Origin of the sequence: Staphylococcus sp. HMSC62D11, assembly GCF_001839145.1 — a bacterium.
Classification (GTDB): Bacteria; Bacillota; Bacilli; order Staphylococcales; family Staphylococcaceae; genus Staphylococcus; species Staphylococcus lugdunensis.
This window is the reverse complement of sequence record NZ_KV840199.1, coordinates 112,973-133,142: the sequence shown is the minus strand read 5'-3', so window position 1 is coordinate 133,142 and position 20,170 is coordinate 112,973. Positions and strand designations below refer to the sequence as shown.

19 protein-coding genes and 1 riboswitch are annotated in these 20,170 nt (G+C 34.3%); of the genes, 11 read left to right on the top strand and 8 right to left on the bottom strand.

Features of this window, described 5'->3' with window-relative positions; all coding sequences use genetic code 11:
- Positions 1 to 134 precede the first annotated feature (134 nt).
- The 5 genes from HMPREF3267_RS10870 to HMPREF3267_RS10850 all read left to right on the top strand — a co-directional run bounded on the left by HMPREF3267_RS10870 (position 135) and on the right by HMPREF3267_RS10850 (position 4,300).
- Positions 135 to 1,088 (top strand): hypothetical protein, encoded by a 954-nt coding sequence (locus HMPREF3267_RS10870; protein WP_176746106.1) that lies wholly within the window; start codon positions 135 to 137, stop codon positions 1,086 to 1,088.
- Positions 1,089 to 1,299: 211 nt separating this feature from the next.
- Positions 1,300 to 1,734 carry a MarR family transcriptional regulator MhqR gene (locus HMPREF3267_RS10865; RefSeq protein ID WP_062078109.1) on the top strand — a complete coding sequence of 145 codons (435 nt, stop codon included), beginning with the start codon at positions 1,300 to 1,302 and terminating at the stop codon, positions 1,732 to 1,734.
- Positions 1,735 to 1,801: 67 nt separating this feature from the next.
- Positions 1,802 to 2,770: a ring-cleaving dioxygenase MhqE gene (locus HMPREF3267_RS10860; RefSeq protein WP_062078107.1), complete on the top strand. Its 969-nt coding sequence runs from the start codon at positions 1,802 to 1,804 to the stop codon at positions 2,768 to 2,770.
- A gap of 11 nt (positions 2,771 to 2,781) precedes the next feature.
- Complete coding sequence (locus tag HMPREF3267_RS10855; RefSeq protein WP_062078105.1) at positions 2,782 to 3,687, top strand: ring-cleaving dioxygenase; 906 nt, start codon at positions 2,782 to 2,784, stop codon at positions 3,685 to 3,687.
- A 19-nt stretch (positions 3,688 to 3,706) separates the two neighbouring features.
- Positions 3,707 to 4,300 carry a methylhydroquinone degradation carboxylesterase MhqD gene (locus HMPREF3267_RS10850; protein ID WP_062078103.1) on the top strand — a complete coding sequence of 198 codons (594 nt, stop codon included), beginning with the start codon at positions 3,707 to 3,709 and terminating at the stop codon, positions 4,298 to 4,300.
- 53 nt (positions 4,301 to 4,353) lie between these two features.
- On the opposite strand, the gene HMPREF3267_RS10845 is transcribed toward HMPREF3267_RS10850, so the two are convergent.
- Positions 4,354 to 5,418 carry a YkvI family membrane protein gene (locus tag HMPREF3267_RS10845; protein WP_002478634.1) on the bottom strand — a complete coding sequence of 355 codons (1,065 nt, stop codon included), beginning with the start codon at positions 5,416 to 5,418 and terminating at the stop codon, positions 4,354 to 4,356.
- A 301-nt stretch (positions 5,419 to 5,719) separates the two neighbouring features.
- Between HMPREF3267_RS10845 and HMPREF3267_RS10840 the strand changes: the two genes are divergently transcribed.
- Positions 5,720 to 7,507 (top strand): cation:proton antiporter, encoded by a 1,788-nt coding sequence (locus HMPREF3267_RS10840; RefSeq protein ID WP_062078101.1) that lies wholly within the window; start codon positions 5,720 to 5,722, stop codon positions 7,505 to 7,507.
- 58 nt (positions 7,508 to 7,565) lie between these two features.
- Here the strand turns inward: HMPREF3267_RS10840 and HMPREF3267_RS10835 are convergent, their stop codons facing one another.
- From HMPREF3267_RS10835 to HMPREF3267_RS10805, 7 genes are all read right to left on the bottom strand, one after another.
- Positions 7,566 to 9,530, bottom strand: coding sequence for a fructose-bisphosphatase class III (locus HMPREF3267_RS10835; protein ID WP_002478636.1), 1,965 nt, complete (start codon positions 9,528 to 9,530; stop codon positions 7,566 to 7,568).
- 165 nt (positions 9,531 to 9,695) lie between these two features.
- A complete protein-coding gene (locus HMPREF3267_RS10830) occupies positions 9,696 to 10,310 on the bottom strand; it encodes an undecaprenyl phosphate transporter UptA (protein WP_002492486.1) in 615 nt (204 codons plus the stop codon).
- A 141-nt stretch (positions 10,311 to 10,451) separates the two neighbouring features.
- Positions 10,452 to 11,450, bottom strand: a complete 999-nt coding sequence (locus HMPREF3267_RS10825) for a ThiF family adenylyltransferase (RefSeq protein ID WP_062078099.1) — start codon at positions 11,448 to 11,450, stop codon at positions 10,452 to 10,454.
- Positions 11,450 to 12,217, bottom strand: a complete 768-nt coding sequence (locus HMPREF3267_RS10820) for a thiazole synthase (protein WP_002478638.1) — start codon at positions 12,215 to 12,217, stop codon at positions 11,450 to 11,452. The genes HMPREF3267_RS10825 and HMPREF3267_RS10820 overlap by 1 nt, the downstream gene beginning before the upstream one ends.
- A gap of 1 nt (position 12,218) precedes the next feature.
- Positions 12,219 to 12,419 carry a sulfur carrier protein ThiS gene (gene thiS / locus HMPREF3267_RS10815; protein ID WP_002460415.1) on the bottom strand — a complete coding sequence of 67 codons (201 nt, stop codon included), beginning with the start codon at positions 12,417 to 12,419 and terminating at the stop codon, positions 12,219 to 12,221.
- Positions 12,403 to 13,518 carry a glycine oxidase ThiO gene (gene thiO, locus HMPREF3267_RS10810; protein ID WP_002460414.1) on the bottom strand — a complete coding sequence of 372 codons (1,116 nt, stop codon included), beginning with the start codon at positions 13,516 to 13,518 and terminating at the stop codon, positions 12,403 to 12,405. Before thiO ends, thiS begins: the two co-directional genes overlap by 17 nt.
- Positions 13,511 to 14,101: a thiamine phosphate synthase gene (locus HMPREF3267_RS10805; RefSeq protein ID WP_062078097.1), complete on the bottom strand. Its 591-nt coding sequence runs from the start codon at positions 14,099 to 14,101 to the stop codon at positions 13,511 to 13,513. Before HMPREF3267_RS10805 ends, thiO begins: the two co-directional genes overlap by 8 nt.
- A 62-nt stretch (positions 14,102 to 14,163) precedes the next feature.
- A riboswitch (TPP riboswitch) is annotated at positions 14,164 to 14,275 on the bottom strand.
- A gap of 535 nt (positions 14,276 to 14,810) precedes the next feature.
- On the opposite strand from HMPREF3267_RS10805, the gene HMPREF3267_RS10800 reads away from it, so the two are divergent.
- The 5 genes from HMPREF3267_RS10800 to HMPREF3267_RS10780 all read left to right on the top strand — a co-directional run bounded on the left by HMPREF3267_RS10800 (position 14,811) and on the right by HMPREF3267_RS10780 (position 20,138).
- The gene (locus HMPREF3267_RS10800) at positions 14,811 to 16,085 is read left to right on the top strand and encodes a pyruvate MFS transporter (RefSeq protein ID WP_002460411.1); all 1,275 of its coding nucleotides are present in this window, start codon (positions 14,811 to 14,813) and stop codon (positions 16,083 to 16,085) included.
- Between the two features lie 123 nt (positions 16,086 to 16,208).
- Positions 16,209 to 16,493, top strand: a complete 285-nt coding sequence (locus HMPREF3267_RS10795) for a putative quinol monooxygenase (protein WP_002460409.1) — start codon at positions 16,209 to 16,211, stop codon at positions 16,491 to 16,493.
- Between the two features lie 267 nt (positions 16,494 to 16,760).
- Positions 16,761 to 18,701, top strand: a complete 1,941-nt coding sequence (locus tag HMPREF3267_RS10790; RefSeq protein WP_002478640.1) for an FUSC family protein — start codon at positions 16,761 to 16,763, stop codon at positions 18,699 to 18,701.
- A gap of 66 nt (positions 18,702 to 18,767) precedes the next feature.
- A complete protein-coding gene (locus tag HMPREF3267_RS10785; RefSeq protein ID WP_062078093.1) occupies positions 18,768 to 19,184 on the top strand; it encodes a DUF2188 domain-containing protein in 417 nt (138 codons plus the stop codon).
- Between the two features lie 258 nt (positions 19,185 to 19,442).
- The gene (locus HMPREF3267_RS10780) at positions 19,443 to 20,138 is read left to right on the top strand and encodes a GTP pyrophosphokinase (protein WP_002460404.1); all 696 of its coding nucleotides are present in this window, start codon (positions 19,443 to 19,445) and stop codon (positions 20,136 to 20,138) included.
- The last annotated feature ends 32 nt before the right edge of the window (positions 20,139 to 20,170 follow it).

Here is a 20,170-nt window from a genome sequence, read left to right as displayed (position 1 = left end):
GATGGAACTATAATGACAAAATTTCAATTGCTATCATCAACCCTTTTTAATAAAATAAATATATATTAAAAAAGAAATTAAACCATTTATATACATATCAAACAATACACGCAGAATAGGGGATTGCTAAATATATGAGAAAACTAATAAGTACAGTATTATGTGCATCACTTATTTTAGGAGGTTGTGCTTCTATGGACAAAGATCAAACGAAAGATATACCGAAAACAGTAAGCGTCAAAGATTATGATGGCAAATATATTGGTGAACATAAAGAACGAAATGAAATCTTTTTAAAAAAATATAAAGCAGAAGCCGAGAAAAAATACAAAAAATATGTGAAAGAAGTATTTGGTCTTGACTGTAAAATCAATTTAGTTAAAGCTTACACAAATTCATATGGATTTGGAGAGAAAAATCAATCTGATGGTTTAGTAGTAGTTGGTACAGTTAAATATGATGTGCCATTTCAACTAAGATTAATTTTTGCTGAATCCAATGGAAAGATAGTTATTACGACGTTTACTCCCGGACATGAAAACGAAACATCTGCCGCAGTTGCAGCAATAATGTATAAACGCTATGAATATGACATTGAACAAGCACGGTTAAAATTCAAGAGTGAGGTTGAAAAAAATGGTTACTATGCCATGAACGAGCAACTTGAAAAAAAACAAGAATTTAATGGTGTTACCAAACAGTACTTAAATGTTAAAACACCTGGAATAGAAGGATTAGATGAGTTTAAGCAAAATTTCAAGCCATTAATGAAAATGGAAGGTGACGTATTTAATCAACAGTTTGATTCTTTAATAATAAAATACCCTGAAATTAAAAAGCAAACTGAGTTTAATTTTATTGCGTACTATAATAAAAAAACTGTGGATAACGTTAATAAATATTCGTGGGATTTACAAATACCAACGAATGACACAATGAAAAAATTACCCGGATTAAAAGCAATGTATTTTTATAAAGATGGTGTGTCTCCAAGTGAATTAGGTGGAGATGGCAAATTAAAAAGACAAACAAATGATATATCTATGGATGGGGGCAACTGGGATAAATATAAAAACGAAAAGAATTAACAAAGATATGATTGAGAATACGTATGAATAGCTTAATTTTTAAAATCTTTCAGTTGCTACAAATTAATAAGCAATGCATGACTTAGAAAATTAGAGAAGCAACCAAATTCAGCATCGAAGTTATATCGCATAAAACAAAAGTATTGACTATAAAAATATTAGCGTGTATAATTTATCTCGAAATCGAAATAAATTGAAGGGTGGTGAGGATGTGGATCGCACGCGACAATCATTAAAAGCTTTTGTCGGTCTAAATCGAACTTTAGATACTTTGGAAAAAATTGTTCAACGAGATGTGAAAAATTATGGACTTAATATTACAGAATTTGCTGTACTAGAGTTACTTTATAACAAAGGTCCTCAACCCATTCAACGTATTAGGGATAGAGTACTGATTGCTAGTAGCAGTATTTCGTATGTAGTGAGTCAGCTTGAGGAGAAAGGGTGGCTATTACGAGAGAAGGATTTAAGAGATAAGCGCATATACAATGCAACGTTAACTGAAAAAGGTCAACAATTTATGGCGGACATATTCCCGCAACATGCGATAACATTAGAACACGCATTTTCAGTGTTATCAGATGAAGAATTAGTGACATTACAACAAACATTCAAAAAGCTAAGTGCACAAAATGCCGACGTGTAAAAATGTGCACTTTTCTTTCAATTTAAAATTATCTCGAAATCGAAATAAAATAGAGGAGGCATTATTTATGACAAACAATCAATTATTAGGTATTCACCATGTTACTGCAATTACAGATGATGCAGCACGCAATTATAAATTTTTTACTGAAATTCTAGGTATGAGACTCGTTAAAAAGACAGTTAACCAAGATGATATTCAAACATATCACACTTTCTTTGCTGACGATGTTGGTTCTGCAGGAACGGATATGACATTTTTTGATTTTCCTGGTATTCCAAAAGGCCGTAAAGGCACAAATTCAATAACAAAACCATCATTTCGCGTACCTAATGATGATGCATTAGAGTATTATTTAAAACGTTTTGACGAATATGGTGTTGAACATGAAGGAATCCAAACATTATTTGGTAAAAAGGTATTACCATTTCAAGAAGAAGATGGTCAAGATTATCAATTAGTATCTGATGAAGGTAATACTGGCGTAGCACCTGGTAAACCATGGAAAAATGGACCAGTGCCAGAAGACAAAGCAATCTATGGCTTAGGCCCAATTGAAATTACAGTAAGTTACTTCGATGATTTTAAAAAGTTATTAGAAGATATATATGGCATGAAAGTCGTTGTTAGCGAAGATGATGTTGTACTATTAGAAGTTGGTGAAGGTGGTAATGGGGGACAAGTCATTTTAAGAAGAGATTCTAAAAGTCCGAATGCCTTTCAAGGATATGGTGAAGTTCACCACGTATCATTTAGAGTTAAAAATCATGAAGCGATTGAACAATGGATTAAAAAATACTCAGAAGCACGCATTCCAAACTCTGGATTAGTCGATCGCTTCTATTTTGAAGCACTTTATGCACGTCTCGGCCACATATTACTTGAAATTTCAACAGATGGACCTGGATTTATGGGTGATGAGCCATATGAAACGTTAGGCGAGAAATTATCATTACCACCTTTTTTAGAAGAACAAAGAGATTATATTGAAACACAAGTAAGACCATTTGACACAACGGGTAAAAGCTATAAATAAGGAGGACGAACATGATGGAATCGATTCAACGCATTCATCATATTTCTGCAATTGTTGGAAATGCACAAGAGACTTATGATTTTTACACAAATATTTTAAACTTAAAATTAATTAAGCAAACAGTTAATTTTGAAGATATCGATACGTATCACTTATATTTTTCAAACGAGAAAGTAAATTCAGATATGGTGTTAACTTTCTTTAACTGGCCAAATCAATATAGAGGACGTATTGGTTCAGGACAGATTGGTCGTTTAGCATTTAGAATTCCTAAAGATAGTATGACAAGTTGGGAAATGCACTTAAATGCACACGGAGTCAAAACACGTCAAACGCAATCATTTAATCAACCTACGTTAGAATTTGAAGATATACATGGTTTAACGTTAGCAATGGTTGAAAGTGATGAAGAAATGAAAACAAATGACATTATTGGGTTTCATGGTGTCACTATGCTTTCTGCTAATCCAGAAGCCACTCGACAATTATTACACAATGACTTAGGTTTGGAACATGTTCAAACTACGAGCGACAATGTTCAACTTCAAACTGTAGGAGACATTCATCATCAAGTTATTGTCAAAAATTTTGTCAATCCACAACGTGTGCGCTGGGGTACAGGTATCTTTCATCATATTGCTTGGGCCGTGCCTAATAATGAATCGCAACTAGAGTGGCGTAAATATATGGTGAATAAAGGGTTTAACGTTACAGATGTGAAAGAACGTTTTTACTTTCATGCAATTTACTCTAAAGAACCTGGGCATATAATCTTTGAATTTGCTACTGTAGGACCAGGGTTTACGGTTGATGAAGATATCGATGAATTAGGTACAGCACTTCAATTGCCGCCGTTCTATGAATCGCGTCGTCATGAAATTGAAGCAGCCTTAACACCATTAAAATTAAATTCATAGTGAGAAAGTGGGGATAGAAATGGAACATATTTTTAGAAAAGGTCAAGAAGATGCACCAACGTTAATATTATTACATGGCACAGGTGGTGATGAAGCCGATTTAATTCCATTCGGAACGGCTTTGAATTCTGATTATAATTTGCTAGGTATTCGTGGTGAAGTGAATGAAAATGGAATGAATCGTTATTTTAAACGTCTGGCTGAAGGTGTTTATGATGAAGCCGATCTTAATTATCGTGGACAGCGTTTATTAGATTTTATTCATGAAGCGGCAAAGCAATATCATTTTGATTTAGATAAAGCGGTATTAGTAGGGTTCTCAAATGGTTCTAATATAGCTATTAATTTAATGTTACGTCCAGAAGCGCCATTTAAAAAAGCATTGCTATACGCACCACTATATCCAGTTGATGTGACGTTAACTAGAGATATGAGTAACGTTCAAGTCCTATTATCTATGGGACAAAATGATCCGATAGTACCATTAGAACAAAGTCGAAAAGTGATTAATCTATTTAAACAGAATGGTGCTACGATTACAGAAGTTTGGGTAAATAGTCATGAAATAACTCAAGAAGGACTAGAAAAAGGGCAAGAACTTTTAGCTAAATAACTTAAAAATTAAAGTTCCTAAAGGGAGTCAAAACGCTTTAGGAACTTTTTAATTTAACTTTTAAGTGTTTTTAAGCGTTTAAAACCTTTAAATATAATTGGAATAAGTAGAATGAAGCCGAATAATCCCATAATAGGGAAGACTTTTCCGATTAAAGAAATAAAGCCAATAAATGTGCAAATGTACGTTGCTATCGCCATGATGATAATCATGACATAGTATTTAGTAGTAAATGGTTCACTAAAACGTGCAGCAAAGGCATACATTAAGCCGACAACAGTGTTATAAATCACTAACACCATAATCACAGACATAATCGTCCCCAAAATAGGAGATATATGTTGAGCAAGTAAAAGTGAAGGTAAGGCAACACCTTTGATTTCCGTGTATTTCGTTAATAATCCAAGATTAATCATTAGTATTAAAAAAGTTACAATTAGCCCTCCGCATAATCCGCCCCAAAGCGTCGAAGATTTATATTGGAGACGACCACCCATCACAGATAAAAAGCTAAAAGCAGCTGCAATTTGTAAACTTGCATAGTTTAAGCCATCAAACCACCAACCAGGCGAATGTGTTTGAAGTTTGTTATTGTCTGAATCCACAATTGAAAAATCGAGATGTCCAGTTATAAAGTAATAAACAGCAATAATTGTTACTACAATGATTAGGAAAGGAGTGACCATGCCTAAAACAGTAATAAGACGTTCGAATTTTAAAAATAGTGTAGCTAAGATTAATAGCACTAATAAGAGCGAGCTAATCCAATATGGTAATTTAAAGCTTTCATGTATTGTAGAGGCACCGCCAGCCGTCATAATAATAGCTAAAGAAAGTAAAAATAATGTTAAAACAATATCAAAAAATTGGGCGATTGTTGGGTGTAAATAGTAACGAATTGCTTGTGAATGATTGTACGCTCTGAGACGATATCCTGTATTAAGAACGAAGATACCACCAACAGTAATCATTGCTCCTGTAATAATCAGACCAGGAATACTGCCACTCCCATGAATCGTAAAGAATTGAAAAATTTCTTGACCAGTGGCAAACCCTGCACCAACAACGACACCTACAAAAGCAAAGGCGACCATCATTGATTCTCTAAATGAACTCATGTATGTCATCCTTTCTAACCAAATAGTATATATATACATTTAAAATTAAATTTATTATATAAAGCAATATCTATATATATTAGACTATTTTGAGAAAAAAAGAAATGGGAAGTTTGTCTCAAGAGTAAAGTTGTATTTTTGGAATATACAAATAGCGATATTTCCCCTATAACGTGTATGGTATAAATACATCTTAAGTTTAATCAAGAATGGGTTAGACAGTCTTAATGCATTTAGCATTAAAATTTGCTAATATATAGCATGATTCATAAGAAAGTATATCGTAAAAGGGGGGGGCACTATGTCGTTTAATCTGCCAATTATGTTAGTCATCGTGTTGTTTTTAACACTAGGAATATTTAGTCAATGGCTTGCCAATCGTATTAAATGGCCGTCAATCGTCGTCATGTCGATTGTAGGTTTATTAGTTGGTCCGATATTGGGTTTAGCAAATCCTAAAGAAACGCTTGGTTCTGACATTTTTAGTCCTATTGTTTCATTAGCGGTTGCGATTATTTTATTTGAAGGGAGCAGCAACCTAGACTTTCGTGAATTGAAAGGTATTTCTAAAGCTATATTACGTATCATCACTGTAGGTGCTGCGATTGCTTGGGTATTAGGTGCTATAGCATTACATATGATTTTACATTTTCCTATAGCCGTTGCTATCGTTGTTGCTGGATTGTTTTTAATCACGGGACCAACTGTCATTCAACCACTGCTCAAGCAAGCGAAAGTACGAAAAAATGTCGATTCAATTTTACGTTGGGAAAGTATTATTCTTGATCCCATTGGCCCCATATTAGCGTTAAGTGCCTTTTATATTTATCAAATTATTGATGAAGGTTTTGGTTTGCATGTGATACTTATATTCGGCTGTCAGATTATTGGTACGATTGCGATTGGATTTGGTGCATCATTCTTGTTCAATTGGCTAATTAAATTAGACTTTATTTCACAAGGTCTTATGCCGTCAATTCAACTAGTCTTTATTTTATTAGTTTTTAGTATATGTGACCAAATACTACCTGAATCAGGTTTGCTGGCTGTTACTATTTTTGGTTTGATGATGGCGCGTCAAAAACGACATGATTTAATTTTTAAAGAATCAGATCATTTTATTGAAAATTTATCATCTATTCTGGTGTCAACTGTATTTATACTTATCACATCATCTTTAACATCAGATATTTTACTCAATATATTGTCATGGCAATTAGTTCTGTTTGCATTAGTAATGATTGTTCTTGTTCGCCCTATATCCGTTCTGCTTTCAACTATAGGCACTGAGATAACGAAAAAAGAGCGTGCCTTAGTCGCAATGATGGCACCTAGAGGAATCGTGGTATTAACCGTGGCACAATTTTTTGGGGCTTTATTTATGGATAATGGTGTAAAAATGGCATCTTACATCACGCCCGTAACGTTTGGTTTAGTCTTTATTACTGTCGTGATTTATGGCTTTAGCTTTACACCGCTTAGTAAAGGACTTGGATTAGCTAGTACAGAACCACCTGGTGTCATCATCGTTGGGGAAAGTGCCTTTTCGTTTCATTTAGGATCAAAATTGCGTGAACATCATATTCCCGTTATGGTCTTCAACTTATTTACCAATACGACAGAAGAAGCTCAACAATTAGGCTTTGAAGTGTTTGAAGGTAACTTGTTGTCAAGCAATGACCGCATCTATGCCGATTTAATTCGCTATAATAAATGTTTACTGATGACTAAGTCATTTATTTTTAATAGTCTGGCTTTTAATGAATTGGTACCTGAATTTGGCTTAACTAATGTGGATATGATGCCTGTATCCTTTACTGATGAACAAGCTCGAAATAACTTGAATGGCCCTTTACGACATCATATTTTATTTGATGAAAATCATAGTCCGAAATGGTTTGACAACTGCATTGTTAATCAAAATATTATCGATGTTCCAGCTGCACAATTTGATTATGATCATTCATCTGATATGATTATTTATCATATTGATGACAATCAGGTTGTTAGGTTTAATCATAGTACTAAAAAGATGCCACATTATGAAGACGGTATTTATGGCGTGCTTAAAAATGTATATAATGTTTAAAATAACAAACGCGCATCAATAGAAAAAGATGCGCGTTTTTATTGAAAAAATGTGTCAGCTAATTAAGATAGCGATCATGCATTAATGTCTTGAGAATATCGATTTGTTCTTGAATATGGTAACCATCATTTGTATCACGTATTTTTTTGCGTTGTAGCTCTTCATCTACGACTCGACGTACAGATAGTTCATCAGCCCCATCAGATAGTACTTTATCTTTCGTATTAAATTCTTGGTGAGCAACAAGCTGCATACCGAATGAATTGTATAATAATGTATAGCCAGCAATACCTGTAGTTTTTTGATAGGCTTTTGAGAAACCACCATCAATTACAAGCATTTTACCATCAGCTTTAATCGGATCTTCTCCATCAATTTCTTTAACAGGTGTATGCCCATTGATAATACGTCCTTCATCAGGATTCAGACCAAAGTCTTTTAACATTTTACGAATCATGTCCACATCTTCACGTAGGTGATAATAAGGGTTCTTTTCTTCTTTATGTGAGACCTTATCTTCAATAAAATAACGTTCAAATGTTGTCATGGCACGTTTACCAAATAATGAACTATATTTACCAGTCCATAAATACCACACTAGGTCAGTAGATAAGTCGTCTGTAATATCCTTATGGTCAAATGCTTCACGTACATGCGTTTCAAATACATCTAGTAAATCACGTCCTTGATGTTTCACACCTTCAATTTCAAAAGCTTCCATTTCTCCATTTTCATCAACAGGAATACAGCCATGGATGAGTAAATTACCGTTATAAGGGAGATATAATGTACCTTTTTGCATTAAAAATGACATATGACGTTTTAATTTTTCTGATTGTTGGAATGACAATAACAGCTTATTAATAACATCTTCTTCTTCAGGTAACAATTGACCAGGATTTTGTGGATCCACAGTAGTAAAGCACGTATTTGTTAATGGGTAGGTCTTACCATACACAGTAATCTTGTTGTTGTCATAATCTGTTTTTTCAAGCACGAGACGCTCTTCCATTTCAAAGTTTGGACGTCGTTTAATAATAGGTATTTCTAATTTGAATTGGATTATGGCAATCGCTTGATGTATTTTTGTTATTTGATCTTCTTCTAGTTTCGTTAAAGCAGCTTTTTTATCCGGCCGTTTTTTAGGCTTGAAAGCAGGATTGTTCCCGTCATAATAGGCTTCCGCAAGAGTGAGTAACGGTCGTAAATTAATGCCATATGCATCTTCGATAATATCTAAGTTATCATAACGCGCGCAAATGCGAAGTAAGTTGGCTAAACACACCTTTGAACCGGCATAGGCACCAATCCATAATACGTCATGATTACCCCATTGGATATCGACAGAATGATAATCGATAAGTGTATCCATAATTTTATCTGGTTGAGGTCCACGGTCATAAATGTCACCAACAACATGGAGATGGTTTACGACTAATCGTTGAATTGTATAAGATAAACCGATAATTAAATCATCTGATTGTTCAAGTTCAATAATTTGGTTCACGAGTGTTTCATAATAAGATTTTTTGTTATTAAATTCATTGCTTTTGTACAATAGTTCTTCAACAATGTAGACATATTGCGTCGGTAAAGCTTTCCGCAATTTTGAACGTGTATATTTAGAAGAACAGTATGTAATAAGTTCAATTAGGCGTTCAATCGTAGTGATATACCACAGATTGAGTTGTCCTCTAGAATTAAATTCATTTTTAATTAGCTTTAACTTTTCTTCGGGATAATAAACAAGGGCAGCTAAATCATTAATTTCTTTAGTGGTTAATTTATCTTTAAAGATATCATTTATCTTCGCGCGTACGTTGCCTGAACCATTGCGCAATACATGTTGGAACGAATCATATTCACCGTGTAAATCACTGACAAAGTGTTCCGTGCCTTTTGGTAATTCTAAAATAGACTCTAAATTAATAATCTCAGTTGCTAATTTTTCTGGGCTATCGTAATGATGGGAAAGTAAATCTAAATACTTTTGCTTAAGTTCACTTAGTGTATTCGGTGTCATAATTGCGTCACTCCTGTATATAGTTTAAATCGAAATAATACTTCTATATCAATGATTAAATCGCTTACATAAATTATTAACAAAAATACAGAACATTTCAACATAAGCGCTTAAGAATAAAAAAACTTAGAAGTTATGTTGCGTCACTTCTAAGTTCTCTATTTATTATTTGATATTTTTACCTTTTTTGAAAAAGAGTCGATAAGCAAGATAAAGGATTGCAATAATTAGAATGATATACATTACATAAGAATAAGTATGAAGTGCATTCATCAGTACGTCGAAGCTATCGCTAAGTACACGACCTAATAAAATGAGCGCAAAGTTCCAAATCGTAGTACCTAATAACGACAGTGTTACGAACTTAACAACATTCATGCGGTTAATACCTGCTGGAATGGTAATCAAGACACGCAATACAGGAATAAAGCGACATAATAATACCGCCCAAGCCCCATATTTCTTGAACCAATCGTTTGCACGTTTTAAATCTTTGCTTTTTAATTTAACCCATTTGCCATATTTATCAACAAATCGATATAGACTGTTTTCTGAAATAAGACGGCAGAGATAGAATAAAATTAATAAACCAATAAAAGAAGCGATTGTTGAAATCGTAAATAATATTGCAATAGATAGGCCGGATTTCACAGACATTAAACCGGCAAAGGTTAAAATAATTTCAGATGGTACGACGGGTAAGACATTTTCTAACAAAATTAAAATAAAAATGGCAGTATAGCCCCATTGATTTATAAAATCAGTAATGATTTGTTCCATAAAGACAGTAAACTCCTTTAAGATTTAACAATCCACTTTAGTTATATCAAACAAAAAATTCATAGTAAATTCATTATAATCAAATTTACTATGAATTGCTTGCTTTATCATTTATTTAGCTATAGTTTTGAAGTTATTAACTCATTTTAATGCTTTTAAGAACTGATGGTATAACTGTTGCGCTTCTTCATTGTTTGTGACGCCATAGACGTTCATACGACCATCTTGAAACAGTGTCATGCGGTAATTTTGATAGTGTATCAGCTTAGCGAAAGGTGTTTCTTTAATGATATGTCCTGGGAAATGATGTGCATAGTCAAAGGCGTGTGTTTGGAAACGAAATAAATATGTTTTTCCACATAAATTTTCGATATGTGTTTGTTGTTTGGTTTCCAATATCTCATAATAGCCTTGCACACATACTTGACAGTTGTCATCTTGTAATACATCGACGTTCATAGCCTTATATGAGACGTTGAATACATCGAGTGTAATTAATTGTTTTGAAAAGCCTACACCAATGAGGTATCGAACGGCTTCCATCACTTCATAACTTGCGACTTGTGAAATGATAGGTGGAAGAACACCATTTATTGCACAACTTTCACCCGTCTCAGGAATATATTGTAGCAAGCATTTTAAACAAGGACCTTTAAAATCTATGCCATACACCGTTCCTTTACTGCCAACCGCAGCACCATAAACCCAAGGAATTTGATATTTATGGCATACTTCATTTATTAAATAACGAATTTTAAAATGATCCATACCGTCAATCACAATGTCTGGTTGCACGCTTGTCAATAATGCTTCTATCGTTGAGGACTCGACTTCTTGATAGAAGGTCGTTACATTAACCTCACTATTAATGTGTTGAATATGTTGTTTGATAGCCTCTACTTTAGGTAGCATATTATCTGCGTCTTCTTCAGTATAGAGTGATTGACGATGCAAATTAGATGTTTCAATGATATCCATGTCAACAATATATAAATTTCGCGCCCCCATACGAGCTAGTTGTGCAGCAACATGACTGCCTAGCGCACCAGCACCCATAATTAAAATTTGCGCGTGCGATAGTGTAGTTTGTCCATGTTCGCCAAAAGGGGCAAAACGTATTTGTCGCTCATAACGAGACATTATAAGAAACCGAGTCCTTCAGTTGGGCTAGATGCTTGTGCAGTATATTTAACTGGAATACGTCCTGCCTCATAAGATAAGCGACCTGCTTGGATACCTAATTTCATTGCTTCTGCCATTTTTACAGGGTCTTTTGCCCCTGACACAGCTGTATTGAGTAAGATACCATCAGCCCCTAATTCCATAGCATGACATGCATCTTTTGGTGATCCAATGCCGGCATCAACAATTACAGGAACATTGGAATTTTTAATGATATAACTTAAGTTAAGCTGATTATTAATACCTCGGCCTGTACCAATAGGTGAAGCAAGCGGCATTACCGCATGAACACCTAGTTCTTCCAATCGTTTTGCTAGGACGACATCATTAGAAATATAAGGGCAAACGATATAGCCTTTTTCTAACAATACTTTACAAGCTTCATACGTTTCAAATGGATCGGGTAAGAGTGTTTCATCATCACCAATCACTTCAACTTTAATCATGTCACATACACCGGCATGATTAGCAATTTCAGCAATACGAATCGCTTCTTTCGCTGTTTTTGCTCCAGCTGTATTTGGGAATGTAATAAAATCTTTGAGATTAATATTTGCAAGTGGGTTTGGTAAATTTTTGTCATATAAGTTCATGCGTCTTACCGCAAAAGTTAAGACATTTGTTTCTGACGCTTCAATCGCTTTGGTTTGAATGTCTTCATTGTCAAATTTACCTGTGCCTAATAATAAACGTGATTTTAATTCTAATGAGCCAATTTTAAACATATTATCCGCCTCCAACAAATTCTAGTAATTCTAATTTATCGTCTTGTCTTACCGTGTGACTGTGGTAGTCATCTTGTTTAATTAAAGTGTCATTATATTCAACGATGACACGTTTCGGATCTAATTCTAATGCAAGTAACACATCTTGAATGGATTGTTCCTTGTCAAATGTGAAAGGGTCACCATTAATCATGCACTTCATATGTTTCCCTCCTAGTCGCTGAAAATGTGTTATAAATATCTGGTTTGATACCAGATAACAACCAATTTGCTATATCTCTGCCAATAATAGGTGACAATAAAATACCGTTACGGTAGTGACCAGTAATGGCAAATAGACCATCATCAATGCGATCCATAATCGGTAGTTCTTGTTCAGTGTATGGTCGCACACCAGACCATTGTTTAATGATTTTACTGTGCGCTAATGCTGGAATGCGTTCGCTTGACTTTTCAAGTAACCAATGTATTCCATCATCGGTATTGCCGACAGAATAATTATCAAAGTCGCTGGTTGCACCAATTAAGAAACGGTTAGGTTTCTTAGGTACAATATAGCAACCATTTGTCATAAAAACGGTTTCGGTAAGTTTCAAGTCATTATGTTCGACTAAAATAACTTCACCTTTTACCCCGATAACTTTACGTGGCAAATGATAATGTTCAAGTAATTCTGATGACCATGCACCTCCTGCGACAATTACTTTTTGCGCATATAATGTACCGGTTGTTGTCATAACTTGATAAAAGCCATTATCTTTACGTATATTGGTAACTTCTGTTTCATAGTATCGATGAATATCACGCTTTAAAATCGATTTTAATAAGGCTTGTGTGTAATGATGTGCATTAATTTGTCCGTCTTTTGGGATATAAATTGATAATGGACTAGGATTGATTGTGCCATGTGAAAGTTGCTTTAAAGCGTTATCGCTTAATTTAGTGACACTTGAATCATGTGCATTTAAAAATTCATACTGAGCCATTAAGTGATTAACATCATCTTTGCTGCTAGCTACTTTAATTAACCCAGAATTTTGAAACTGAATGTCGATACCTGTTTCTTGAAATAAGTCTGCGGCTAAATCAGGAAACATAGCTCGCGATTCAAGCGCGAGACGAAATAGAGCGCTGTCATAAGTAAATTCATTTTGAGCGCCTAACATTCCACCTGCCTTATAAGAAGCATGTTTGCCAGGAACATCTCTATCAACAATCGCAATATCCAAATGGCTTTCACTTAAAGAACGTGCAATGGACATGCCGATGACACCTGAACCAATAATTAGTACATCATGCATGATGATGCCACTCCTTTCGAAATTGATGAATAACTGAAGCGGATGATTTCATAAAGAAAGAAATTGCACATATTCCAGCAAAGTTTGGAGATAGTTTGCGGATAGTATCCGTTGTTATACCACCAATTGCATATACAGGGATGGGAACTTCTAATACCGAATCGATTTCAACTTGAGAACGTGGCGGTAAATTGGGTTTTGAAGGTGTAGGAAAAATATGCCCAAAAAAGACCGCGTCAAGTCCCGCTTCATAAGCCCGGATTACCGAAGATAAATGATGTGTAGACATAGATACGTGTATGTCAGGATATTTAGACTTAAGATGAAATGCTTGTGCGTCATTTTCTCGGAAGTGAATATTCTGTAATCCCAATGTATTTAACAGCTTGACATCACTGTGTATCATCATCTTAGATTTTGGAAATCCCTGATAAATTAACTGTTGAATAAAGTGCTGTAATTCCTTCTGAGACATAGAAGTTCTAAAAAGTAAAAAATCTATGTCCTGCTCGATAGTAAGAAAGTGCTGCAAATCGTTGTTGTCTAAAAATTTATATTCTGTTATCGCAATGAAAATGAACATCACCTCATTTAAATTAAAAAAACGCTAAACCCAAGTAGGGAATAGCGTATAGTATCGTTACTTTATATCCTTCGCCACTTCCCTACGCCAGTACTGTCTGGATCAGGTTCCAGGAATTATAAAGTCTCTTCTTTACTCTCAGCCTTAAGATAAAAGGCACTTCCAGTGGATGATTATATGATTATTAGCGTTTAATTTAACTACATTCTACAAAAGAATATGGCTGAATTCAAATTTTAATACTGTTTTTAATTTATAGAGATACGTTTTTGATAAAAGATATATGCTTAAATGTGCATGAATAAAGGCAAAATAACAAATATTAATTGTTTTAATAGGTAATTCAAATTATTGCAAATAATTCGATGTATATTTGTTGGTTTTATGCATTAAAGTTTATAGAAATTAAATTCAAATAATTAGTTAAAATTCATTGAGGTACTGATTTTATGGGCATTTAACATAAAAATAGTCAAATTATTCCGATGTGACGGCTAAGAATATGCAAAAAATATAAAAAAATTGACAAAAATGTGAATTTAATATTGAAACCGCTTCCGCAATCTGCTAATATGATAAAAAAATAACTTAAAAAGCCTATGATGACAGTGTTAAAAAGGGAGTCATATAACATCGTTAGACAGACTTTTTTTGAAACTTCTTCAACAGCAATTTAAGAAACGACAAAATTTAAGGAGTAACAAAAGTTATGATTCAAAAAAGAAGTAATGTTCGTTGGTACTTTGCAATCGCGTTCTTTATTATTGGTGTCATTGCGTACATGGACCGTTCAAATATTTCTTATATCGCGCCACAAATGATGGCAGATTTAGGAATGGACAAAAAGCAATTTGGGTTATTAGCATCATTCTTCTCATTAGGTTATGCATTAATGCAGGTACCTTCAGGAATGTTAGCCGAAAAATTTGGGCCAAGAAAAATGATTACGATAGCATTATTATGGTGGAGTGCTTTTACTATTTTTACAGGTATGATTAAGCACCATGGCTTGCTTTACTTTGTAAGATTTTTATTTGGTGTTGGGGAAGCACCAATGTATCCATCAAATGCAGTTTTTAACTCGACATGGTTCTCTAAAACAGAAAAAGGTCGTGCTTCAAGTGCATTACTTGCAGGTTCTTATTTTGGCCCTGTGCTCGCACCTATTGTAACGATAGCCATTGTTAATGCATTTAACTGGGAGGCAGTGTTCTATATTTTTGGTGCAGCAGGTATATTAATTGCGATTCTTTGGGGAATTATCGCTAAAGATTTACCAGAACAGCATAAAATGGTAAATGAAGCAGAAAAACGTTTTATTATGGAAAATCGTGATATTGTGCAAACATCAAAATCAGTAGCACCTTGGGGACAATTCTTCCGTCGTTTTAGTTTCTATGCCATTGCAGGACAATACTTTGTAGTGCAATTTATCATTACATTATTCTTAATTTGGTTGCCTACATATTTAACTGAACAATATCATGTTGCTTTTAAAGATATGGCAATTAGTTCATTGCCTTGGTTAATTATGTTCTTCCTCATTTTATCAGCGGGTGCAATCTCAGATAAAATTTTAAGTACAGGTCAATCACGTTTTGTATCTAGAGGTGTGATTGCGATTGTAGGATTTATTGTTTTTGCTGTAGCCATTTTCTTTGCCGTGCATACGGAAAATCTATATGTCACTATTTTCTGGTTATCATTAGGACTTGGTGGTATGGGTATTTCAATGGGAATGAGTTGGGCAGCAGCTAATGATATTGGACGTAATTTTGCCGGTACTGTATCAGGTTGGATGAACCTATGGGGCAATATCGGTGCATTAGTAAGTCCATTCTTAGCAGGTGCGTTAGTAAGTTCTTTGGGATGGACAATGACTTTCCAATTGCTTATTATTCCAGCAGTAATTGCAGTAATACTTTGGTTCTTTGTAGCACCAGACAAACCATTGCTTAAAGACGAAAGTAAAACTTTAAAATAAACTTATTACTAGAGGAAATCTCTACTATATTTGAAATAAACAGTTGAAGATAAAAAGTCTTCAGCTGTTTATTTCATTCATGAAGGATTATAATAAAAGTATAACTTTAAAGGAGTGAATGTGATGATTATTATTAACGCTAAATTAAAAGTAGCAGCTGAACATCGCGAGGCATATTTATCTCTAATGAAAGATTTGGTAGATGCCACACAACAAGAGCCTGGTAATTTATTTTATCATCACTATGAGGATGTTACAGAACCTAACTCATTTGTAGTTGTTGAAAATTATCGCAATCAACAAGCCGTAGATGCACATAATAAATCTGCACATTTTAAAGTATTTAGTGATAATATTGGCAAGTACGTGAGCGAGCAACCTGTGATTGATGTTGCAGAAGTTAAATGAGAATAATATGCTAGTAAGTATGATGTTTGGATTATTCTAGTGTATATTTGAAAAGAATGTGGTGTGTTTTAATAAATTGCTTTAACAACACATGTGCAATAAGTAGCATCAGTAAAGTTTACACGTTTAATAACCTCTTTTCCAATCATGGAAGAGGGGTTTTTGATGTGTAAAGCTCTTGCTCATAGCACTATAGTTAATGGTAGAATAGAAAATATTGTGACATAGAGGATTGTTTCAAATGATTGATAGAAAGGAGAGATAAAGGTGACTTCATTGTTCACATCGCTAAGCCAAATAAATAAAGACAAAATAGATTATCTTAAAGGCTTACGACAAGGATTGTTAATGATTATTCCAGCATTCATAGGTTACTTTATGGGTTACTTTAGTCTTGGAATTCTGGTGGCAACAGGCACATTATCTCATATTTATGTTTTTAAAGGTGCAGCAAAGTCTATGATTAGAACGGTTATTGTTTGTTCTTTATCCTTTACCACCTGTATGATGCTAGGCACATTAACTGTTATACAACCTGTGTTGTATGGGCTTTTACTACTTATTGTTACTGTCATACCGTATTATATGTTTAATGCTTTAAAAATCGCTGGGCCATCATCAACATTCTTTATCGTAACATTTGCCTTATCTAGTAACTTGCCTGTCGATCCGGCTAGTTTTTGGGTGAGAGGTTTAGCAATGTTAGTTGGGGGATTACTAGCAACAATTGTTGTCTTAATTACGATATGTCTTACCAAAGAAAAGCCTGAAGACCAAGCAATTAAAGCGGACTTCCAAATGATTCAACACTTAATGCATCACTATGATAATCCCGATGCGTTTAAACAAGCAACACAATCTGCGGTAGCAACTTTTAATAATTCAGATAAACTTTTAATCACATCAGCAGCTAATCATCATGATAAATATAGCGCGCGTTTTCAAAAGTTATTACTCTTACATACTACAGCACAAGGTATTTATTCAGAATTACTTGAATTACATGAGAACCAAGTGCGCCCTTTGCCACAAGACTTAATTCAAATGGTTGAAATGATTGTACATAATGCTACTAGCAAAGGAGAAAAGCAGCAATTATGGTCAAAAACTGTCGATATTGATAATACATTCGATAATTTAGAACAGCATATTTTAAAAATAGATGCGTTAGTTCATGCTCAAGACACGCAACTTGAACATGAGGCCAAGGTCCGTCAACCACTATACAGTAAACGTATTATTCAGAATTTAACACTTGATTCATTTGTTTTTAAAAACACTTGTATTTATGCGCTTGTTATGGCAGTTGCTATCTTCGTGGCATTAGCATTTAATATTCAAAAGTCATATTGGATTGTAATTTCAGCTCATACAGTCATGCTTGGTATGACAACTGTTCGAATGTTTGACCGTGCATTCGCTCGTGGCATTGGAACAATTCTTGGGGCTTTGTTATTATCCGGTATTCTTTATTTCCATCCTCATACGATGATTGCCGTTATTTTAATGGGGGCAGCTGCAGCTATGACCGAAGCTTTTGTAGGTGCAAATTATGCTTTTGCCGTTATTTTTATTACCACGCAAGTCATTTTACTCAATGGTTTAGCTTCAGGAAATTTATCGATGGAGATTGCCTACACACGCATATTGGATGTTATTATCGGAATTACTATTGCTATAGTAGGAATTTTAATATTAAATCGTAAAACGGCATCATCTATGTTGCCTCATACAATTGCAGAAGTTGTACGTAAAGAAGCTAGCGTATTTCATTATTTATTTTCAGCAAACTATTATGACAACGATGCGTATACACGTACAGAAAGTGTGGATTTATCGGTTAAAATGTCGAATATGATTCAAGTATATCAATCAGCAAGTGGTGAAATTTTTAGCAATAGAGAAGTAATTAATTATTACTATCCTAGTATTTATGCGTTAGAAGAAATCAACTTTATGCTAATGCGCGCAATGGCTGATCACCAGCGCTATACCATTTCAGATACACAGTTAGGAGAATATTTAGTAACATTTGAAAATATCGCGAAACATTTCGATATTCAAAGTCAGTTAACCTTAAATACACTTTCAGATTTACCACAATATAACTACATTAAATCGGCTTTGATGAAACTACAAAACAATTGTTTGGCTGAGCGTAAAGACATTTCGGATGCCGAAGATGGCAGTGCTACGCAACAAGGCTGATGGGTTTATATCATGGCGTATAGGGTATGTTATTAATTAAATACGTGTTATTGAAGGAGTGTTATCATGCCTTGGACAATCAGCGATTATCCGCCTTCTTGGAAGAATTTAGCGCAGCTTGAACGTAAAAAAGCGATTGACATTGGAAATGCAATGCTTAAGGATGGTTATGATGAGCATGATGTAATTCCAATAGCTACACAGCAAGCAGAAAAATGGTATCGAGATGCAACAGAATCAGAAATAGAGCAACTAAAGCATAAACATATTACACAACACGAGAAAGATAATAGTGCGCAACCACAACTAAATGATCACAACGTTCATGTATATTTTGAGGATGAAAAATGGAAAGTTAAAACATCAGGAGCAAAGCAGGCAACAGCAACTTATAATACTAAAAAGCAAGCAGTAGAACGTGCACAAAAGATTGCAGAAAATCGAAATACCCACGTAATCACGCATAAGAAAAATAGTCAATAATATTACTAAGAGTCTGGGATATAATTATATTTCAGGCTCTGAGTTCTATATTGGCAGTAGTTGACTGGATTGAAAATACGCTAAATACCAGCTTTTTTCAATCCTAGTCAACCTTGCCGGGGCGGGACTAAGAATTCATAATGAATGCTGTCCTGCTCCCTTAATTATATAATGATGTGAGTGATGACAGTGTTAATTCCTTATGTTTAAGTCAAAATTCGTTATAATAGACATGTAACGAAGACGGGAGGAAGTAATATGTACGTGGAAAGAAAGCCATCACTTTACATAGAAGACTTAAGACATGAATTTAATAGCAATATTAACAATTTTAAAAATAGCGATGAAGCCTTTAATACATTAATTGGCTTTGTTGAATTAGATCATATTTATTCATCTGCACTAAAAGAAATTTGTACTAAGCTAGATATTTTAGATGATAACTTTAATTATGTTTATAAGCATAATCCAATTCACCATATGGAACGTCGTATAAAGGAAATGAGTAGTTTAGTGAAAAAGCTTAAGCGCAAAGGATTGCCTGTCAATGCACAAAATGCGAAAGAACATATCATGGATATCGCCGGCATTCGTGTGGTCTGTAATTATTTAGAAGATATTTATGAGATTGAGCGTATGCTTGTACAACAAGAAGATGTTGAATTATTAAAACGTAAAGATTATGTTGAACATCCTAAAGAAAATGGTTACCGTAGTTTACATCTTGTTGTAACAATTCCAGTATTTTTATCAGATAGTGTCCAAATCACACCAGTTGAAATTCAAATTAGAACCATTGGCATGGATATGTGGGCAAGCTTAGAACATAAAATACGCTATAAAAATAACGCAAATACGGAAGACTACAAAGACCGCCTAACAGAATGCGCCAATGAAATTACAAACGTCGAAGCAAAAATGCAACAAATGCATTCCGAAATATCAAAACGATAAACGACCATGGAAAAGAAGACGCCAAGCATTTC